Annotated in this window: 6 protein-coding genes and 1 pseudogene; 2 read left to right on the top strand and 5 right to left on the bottom strand. The window is 47.7% G+C overall.

Annotation, left to right across the window (positions count from 1 at the left end):
- The 3 genes and pseudogenes from KNQ13_RS15135 to KNQ13_RS15125 form a co-directional block, all read right to left on the bottom strand.
- Positions 1-193: pseudogene (locus tag KNQ13_RS15135) on the bottom strand (hypothetical protein); the annotation flags it as partial.
- Between the two features lie 345 nt (positions 194-538).
- The gene (locus KNQ13_RS15130) at positions 539-955 is read right to left on the bottom strand and encodes a hypothetical protein (protein WP_014969940.1); all 417 of its coding nucleotides are present in this window, start codon (positions 953-955) and stop codon (positions 539-541) included.
- Positions 955-3072: a DNA topoisomerase III gene (locus KNQ13_RS15125; protein ID WP_026831086.1), complete on the bottom strand. Its 2118-nt coding sequence runs from the start codon at positions 3070-3072 to the stop codon at positions 955-957. Before KNQ13_RS15125 ends, KNQ13_RS15130 begins: the two co-directional genes overlap by 1 nt.
- A gap of 43 nt (positions 3073-3115) precedes the next feature.
- On the opposite strand from KNQ13_RS15125, the gene KNQ13_RS15120 reads away from it, so the two are divergent.
- Positions 3116-4009, top strand: coding sequence for a DMT family transporter (locus KNQ13_RS15120; protein ID WP_014969938.1), 894 nt, complete (start codon positions 3116-3118; stop codon positions 4007-4009).
- 54 nt (positions 4010-4063) lie between these two features.
- Here KNQ13_RS15120 and KNQ13_RS15115 read toward each other — a convergent pair whose 3' ends face one another.
- The gene (locus tag KNQ13_RS15115) at positions 4064-5524 is read right to left on the bottom strand and encodes an MDR family MFS transporter (protein WP_209548518.1); all 1461 of its coding nucleotides are present in this window, start codon (positions 5522-5524) and stop codon (positions 4064-4066) included.
- Positions 5525-5680: 156 nt separating this feature from the next.
- On the opposite strand from KNQ13_RS15115, the gene KNQ13_RS15110 reads away from it, so the two are divergent.
- Entirely contained in the window at positions 5681-6493 is an 813-nt protein-coding gene (locus KNQ13_RS15110) for an SDR family NAD(P)-dependent oxidoreductase (RefSeq protein WP_014969936.1), read from the top strand.
- A gap of 402 nt (positions 6494-6895) precedes the next feature.
- Here KNQ13_RS15110 and KNQ13_RS15105 read toward each other — a convergent pair whose 3' ends face one another.
- Complete coding sequence (locus KNQ13_RS15105; RefSeq protein WP_251027494.1) at positions 6896-7120, bottom strand: hypothetical protein; 225 nt, start codon at positions 7118-7120, stop codon at positions 6896-6898.
- Positions 7121-7205 lie beyond the last annotated feature (85 nt).

Genomic DNA, 7205 nt, shown 5'->3' with positions numbered 1-7205 from the left:
TCAATGGGAGACCGCGAAAATGTCTCAACTGGAAAACTGCATACGAGGTCTTCACGGAAGAAGTGTTGCACTTAATTTGACAAACCGTCGTATAAAAATAAACGCCACCGGAGGTCAACACGAGCGTCAAGATAATCATATAGAAAGCAGACATGATTTGCCGTCCGATCGTTCGATTAAGCCATGACTTCATTCATTTTCCTCCTTCTCTGATGTAACATGTGTTCGATTCTACACTCCATTTTAAAGCTTTTGAACTGAATTCCACTAAATATGCTCAAAAAACATTACTTTTCATCCAACTTTAATCTAAACGGTTGTATGTTACAAACAGATGTCAAAAAACTGGCGTATTTGCTTCCTTTTTGGAAAAATCCACCTCACTTTTCCTTCGTGAACAATACGAATTTGCATAGAAATGGCCGATGACCCCTTAAAAGATAGGATCATCGGCCATTTGATTGATGGAGGGTGGAAACGTCCGTTACAAGGATTGATTTTGACCTGACTTATGAGTCAGCCCCACGTTTATTTTTTATCAGTTTTTTAACGAAACTTCCGCATTAAACCAATCCTCGACGAATAAAAATCCATCCGGTAGATCAATCTGATAGGAATAGAGGACGGCGAAGTCACCGTCTGTCATCATCGGTAACGTCAGTTCCCGTAAAATCGCTTTGACTTCTTCCGTCATGACTGTTTCATAACGCACAAAATCATCATCTCGTGTCTCGCGTTCCGTCAAGTACGGCAACAACAATGTTTTTCCATAAGATTGCGGATCATCGATGACTTCCGCCGTCACCCCGAATAACTCTTCGGCTTCTCCGATCAACTCATCCGCCGGTCCGACCGTCACGTCGTTCGGAAACCAGACGGTCAGTTTCGTCCCTTCCTTCAAAAAGCGTTCAAACGTTGGGATAAACGTTTTATTTTCCATCAAATCGTAATACATCAAGATTCTCCCTTCACGAACTCGAACTTCAGCTGATTCTGTTCCAGATATAACATCGCCCGGAACGTCCGTCCGTTCTTCTTCATCTCAAGTGGTTTTGTTTTCTCATTAGCCAATACCTTTTTTAATTCTGTTTGTGTCAGACGGGCGCCAAGAATCGTTTTCGGCAACGTAAATCCACAGTTGTTTTTCTGATAGGCACTACAACCGTAAAATTTTCCACGATCAAGCAGTTCCGCCTGACAGACGGGACAGATACCGACCGGACGGTTCGTCGCGCCCCGTGCCCGTTTGGCCGGGACTTGACTCGGGTCGACGTCCAGCTGCTCGACACGTGTTTTCGCGTCTTCGACCAGGTGTTGCGATAATTTTTTCGCTTGTTCCACGAACTGGGCGGCTGATGCTTCCCCTTTGCCAATCTGATCCAGACGACTTTCCCACTTCGCCGTCATCTCCGGTGAGGCAAGGATACTTCCGCTGACGGCTTCGATCAAAATCCGTCCTTTTGCCGTCGGATGGATTTCTTTTTTCTTGACCTGAATATAGTCGCGGCGCTTCAGCCCGTCAATGATGCCGGCTCGTGTCGCTTCTGTTCCGAGTCCCTCAATCTCCTTCATGATGGCTTGGAGTTCGTTTTCGAGAACTTTCCCGGCCGTCTTCATGCCAAGAATCAACGTTCCTTCCGTATACCGTTTGGGTGGTTCCGTTTGTTTTTCTAACAGTTTGGCACTTTTGATCGGCATCTGTTGTCCGATTTCGACTGCCGGTAAATCCAGCTCTTTTGCTTCGATTTTCAAGACTTGTTTGAATCCGAGCTCAAGCGATCGGCTTCCTTTTGTGATGAACCGGTCCTGCTCACGTTCCGTGATGATCTCCGTTTTCTCAGACCGGGCATCTGGTGCAAATGCTGCTAAAAATCGCCGGACGATCAAGTCATAGACTTGTGCATCACGTCCAGATAACTTGGCAACTGCGCCCGCCTCTTCCGTTGGGATGATCGCGTAGTGATCACTGACCTTTGCTGAATTGACATAGCGTTTATTGTTCGTGATGTTTTGTGTCACAATATCCGTCAATTCCGTATATTCCGGTTGCTTGAGCAGTCGCTTTAAAATCACCGGAAATTGACTCGCTTCGTCTTTTGAGACAAACGATGAATCGGTCCGCGGATAACTGATCCAGCCCCGGATATAGAGTTTTTGGGCGATATCGAGCGTCTCTTTTGCTCCTAAGCCAAAACGCCGGCTGGCTTCCGTTTGCAGCAGCGATAAGCTGAACCAAAACGGCGGTTTTTCCACTTGTTCCGTTTTATCAATCGTCGCGACGACGGCCGTTCCCTTCGTCCGCGCTACGATGTTCTCTGCCAACTCGCGGTCTGTAATCTTTGTCTGTTTTTTCGCATTGATGTACTTCCCTTTGTAACGCGCGAAATCCGCTTCGACCTCAAAAAAGGTTTCCGGTCGGAACGTTTCAATCTGTTTTTCCCGCTCGACGATCAACGATAAGGTCGGCGTCTGGACCCGTCCCAATGAAAAAACATCGGCAATTCCTTTTTTCTTCAGGAGCGTCGTATAGGCGCGGGACGCATTCATCCCGATCAACCAGTCAGCACAGGCACGGCTCATCGCTTCATGGAATAAGTTTTCTGTTTCCTTCCCGTCTAATAAATTCGCAAACCCATGATCGACGGCTTGTGGTGTCAGACTGGAAATCCAAAGGCGTTGGATCGGTTTGGCGTTATTCGCAAGCCGGAGAATCAATCGGACAATTGCCTCTCCCTCTCGCTCGGCATCCGATGCTATAATGATGGAAGTTGTCGTTCGTTCATTCAGTAATTTTTTGATGACTTGAAACGCTTTGCTTTTTCCACGGGACAACCGGTAATCAAACCGTTCCGGAATGATCGGAAGATGATCATAATTCCATCGTTTCCATTTGGCGTCATAATGCGCCGGCTCTTGCAATTCGCACAAATGTCCGACGGCATACGCAAGTTTCGCGCCCGCGGGAAAACGTTCGCACGGCTTGATCTCAATGTATCCGTCTCGTTTGACCGATGGATATGGTACTGCAAGTTTTTCAGCTTGTTTTGGTTTTTCCGCAATGATTAATTGCATTGATTCACCCTCATTCCCTTACTTCAGACACGCGGAGGTTCTCATGCCCTATTTCACTTTATTCATGGCACTCTTTTTCATCTCAACATCGGCCATTTTCGTCAAGTGGGCCGAAACGCCGATTGAAGCCGTCGCTTTTTTCCGGATGTTGTTTTCAACATTATTGCTGTTGCCGTTGATCCACTTAAAAGAATTGCTGAGCCTCAGCTCAACGACGATCCGGCATATGATCTTGAGTGGTATTCTCTTAGCGGGTCACTTTTGGCTCTGGTTTCTTTCCCTTGATTATACGACAGTTGCCAGCTCGACGCTCTTCGTGACCGCCAGCCCGATTTTTGTTTTAATCGGCAACGCGATTTTCTTTAAACAACATCCTTCGCGGAAGGCCTTATTTTTTGTAGGTATCGCCCTACTAGGGGGTGGACTTGTCGCCTATGGTGATATCGCAGTTGGTCCTCGGGCCTTGATTGGAGATGGACTGGCGTTACTTGCGACAATCCTTGTCGCCGGTTACTGGTTGCTTGGACAACACGTCCGGACAAGTGTCTCGACCAATACATATTCGTTTGGTGTCTATGCCGTCGCTTCCATCGTCCTGTTACTTTTTTCGCTCATTCAATCCGTCAACTTAGTTGCTGCGTTCCAAATCGATTGGCGCATTTATATTTTGCTGGCCGTCTTTCCAACGTTACTTGGCCATAACCTATTCAACTGGGCCTTGTCACGGGTCAGTGCCAGCATCGTCAGCATCACGATTCTCGGTGAAGCCGTCTGGGGGATGATTTTCGGGTATTTCCTGTTCCAAGAGTCGTTGACCTGGATCCAAATCACCGGTGCTTCTTTATTACTGATTGGAATCGGGTTATTCCTCCGTCGAAATGAACAAGACATCCGCGAACAATTTGCCAACCAAAAGGCTGCCACGACTTCTGAATGAACAGACTCACGCTAGCGAGACGCCCTTTTAAAAAAGGACATCTCGTTGGTGTTTTTAATTAGTCGGATCTTCCGGACGCACTTTCGGCAGACGGAACGTCATCAAAAAGGCAAGAACCGCACAGACGAGTCCTCCGATGAACACGAGGTGTAACCCGTTTGCTAACGCTTGTTCTGCTGCCACCTGAACATCTGTTCCGTACTTACTTGCTGTTCCAGACTGGAAAAAAGGATCGATCGCGTACCCTGTCAAGAGTGGTGAATCGGAAAAAGCCTGGATGATCGAGAGGTTAAACAACGTACCAAACAAGGCAACGCCAAGGGTTTGACCCGTCGTACTCAAAAAGGAGTTGACGGCAGTCGCTGACCCACGAAGTGACCAATCGACAGATGTCTGCAAGACGACCATGAAAACCGGTTGTGCCAGACCAAATCCAATGCCAATCAGGGAAACCGCCAGATAAATGAACACATCACTCGACTCTCGACTGATCGAGATTAGAATCAGCATCCCGATGACCAACAGGCCCATTCCGGTCATCGTCCGGTAACGTGGTGAGGCAATCCCAATCGTCCGTCCGCCGATGATGGCCGTAATCGTCCAAAATAAGGATAACGGCATCAACATGAATCCTGCTTCGGTTGGACTTTTCCCTAACACACCTTGAGCAAAAATCGGAATGTACGCTGACATCGATACGAGAACCCAAGCCGAAAAGAACACAGCCAAATTGATGACCAGAATCACCGGATGGCGAATGACGGCTGGTGGCAACAAGGGATCCGTCGCCTTTTTTTCAACCCGGTAAAACCAAAATAAAAGTCCGGCACTTACGGCAAAACTGATTAATATGAGGGGACGGAAAAAGTTTTCCGATTCACTACCGGATAATAATCCATACAATAGGGCACTCATGCCGGTCGCAAACAAGACGGCGCCCCGATAATCGATCTTACGCGACGTTTCCGTGACCGTTTCTTTATAAAAGACCACAATCATGACAAATGAAATCAGGGCGAACGGCACGTTCAGTAAGAAAATGTAGCGCCAGGACAATGTCTCGACTAAAAACCCACCGACCAGTGGACCTGCGACACCGGAAATTCCCCAAACCGCACTTAAGATCCCTTGAATTTTCCCCCGTTCTTCGTATGTATACAAATCCCCGATGATCGTCATCGCAATCGGCAAGACAGCACCGGCTCCGATCCCTTGCGCGGCGCGGAATAGAATCAAGGTTTCCATCGTCTGGGCCAGACCACACGCGAGCGATGCGACTGTAAAAACGCCGATTCCAAACAGCAAGACACGTTTTCTGCCGTATAAGTCGGCCATCTTCCCATAAATCGGGGTCGAGACCGCCATGAATAGTGAAAATCCGGCAAAAATCCAACTGACGAGTTTTGCTCCATTTAGTTCACTCGCCATGACAGGTGTCGCCGTCGCGACAATCGTTCCTTCAATGGCTGCTAAAAACGTAGCTAACAATAAGGCAATCGTGACATTTTTTCTCAAGCTGCTCCACTCACTTTCTGTGATTGTTTCACTGACCTTATCATACAGCGAATGGCATGACTTCCAAAAGGAGATGCTTATCGAGCAGGAATCAAGGGAACAATAGGGAAAGATACAGATTAGAGAATCAGTTATCAATCGAATGGAGGATTTAATATGTTACGAAAAACAGCTTTGATTACAGGTGCTTCAGGTGGAATCGGTCTTGATCTGGCGGTATTGGCGGCACGCGACGGTTTTGATTGTGTCTTGATCGCCCGAAACGAAAAAAAATTAACAGAATTAAAACATGTCCTTGAAAAACGCTATCAAATCAAAGCGTATACGTTTGCGGCAGATCTCTCACAACCGGACAGTGTCTCCCATGTCCTCAGTTACCTGGAAGAACATGAACTGACGATTGATTTATTATTCAACAATGCGGGATTTGCGACGTCAGGCCGTTTTGCGGAAATTGATCCATCGGAAGACATCAATTCGATTCACGTCAACGTCGTCGCCTTGACGGAACTGACGAAGCGCTTAGTACCGGGCATGATTGATCGCGGGTTTGGTCGCATCTTGAACGTCGCTTCTGTCGCTGCCTTCATGCCTGGTCCTTACATGAGTGTCTACTACGCGACAAAAGCCTATGTCTTGTCGTTTTCAGAAGCGCTTGCCTCGGAACTGGATGGTTCTGGTGTCACGGTCACATGCCTCTGCCCTGGACCAACCGATACGAACTTTTTTGATCGTGCCCAAATCACGTTACCGTTCAAAAGTATGCCGTCGCATCTCGTTGCCTTCGCCGGCTACCGTGGGACCCTCAAAGGGAAACGTGTCGTCGTACCTGGAGCGAGCAACCGGGCGATGGTCACATTCGCTAAATTCCTCCCCCGTCGCCTATTGACGGAAGTGACCGGACGAATTCAAAATCCGGATCAACAACAACAAGAAACGCCGGAAGAAGAAGCCGCTTTTTCGAGCTGACACCTACTCAAAAAACGGGGCTGACTCAAAAATAAGGACGTCTCTCGATTAAAATGAATGAAGGGAGGTGGATTTCCGGATCAAACACCGGAAATCCACCTCCCTTTTCCTTCGTGAACAATAAGAATTTGCATAGAAATGGCCGATGATTCCGCGAAAGATGGAATCATCGGCCATTTGATTGATAGAGGACGGAAACGTTCATCCTCGACTCCTATGGGGAAAGGAAGCGTGATTGGCGCTTCCGGCAGGAATAGGTAAGACCCGGCATGACCGCATGGAATGTGGGCTGCCGCGGCTTACCTTCCGCCCATGGAAAGTATGGAAAGTGAGGATGTCGAACCGTCCGTCACAAGGATTGATTTTGGCCTGACTTATGAGTCAGTCCCGTTTGCTGTTGGATCAGTTCGGTTTCGGACGATGAAAACGATGGGTCCACCATTTTTGAAGTATTTTCAGAATCGACGTATAGCGGTAGACATACCGAAGCGTGACAGCTGCTGTCACCATGACCATGTAACCGCTCGAGAGTACTAACAGCCAGGCGACAATCGATAAAAAGAGGTTGGTTTCAAAAAACAGATGCCCGACCAGTCCTCCTTCGACCGAAGTGATGAGCATCGCCATAGATGTCAACTTAGCCAAAAGATGAGTTGAGAAAGCTCTCATTTTTTATTCCTGATGCGTTTCATTCGGATGATTAGCGGAAAAG

Origin of the sequence: Exiguobacterium sp. s128 (genome assembly GCF_018618815.1) — a bacterium.
Classification (GTDB): domain Bacteria; phylum Bacillota; class Bacilli; order Exiguobacteriales; family Exiguobacteriaceae; genus Exiguobacterium_A; species Exiguobacterium_A antarcticum.
This window is presented reverse-complemented; position numbering and strand designations above follow the sequence as displayed.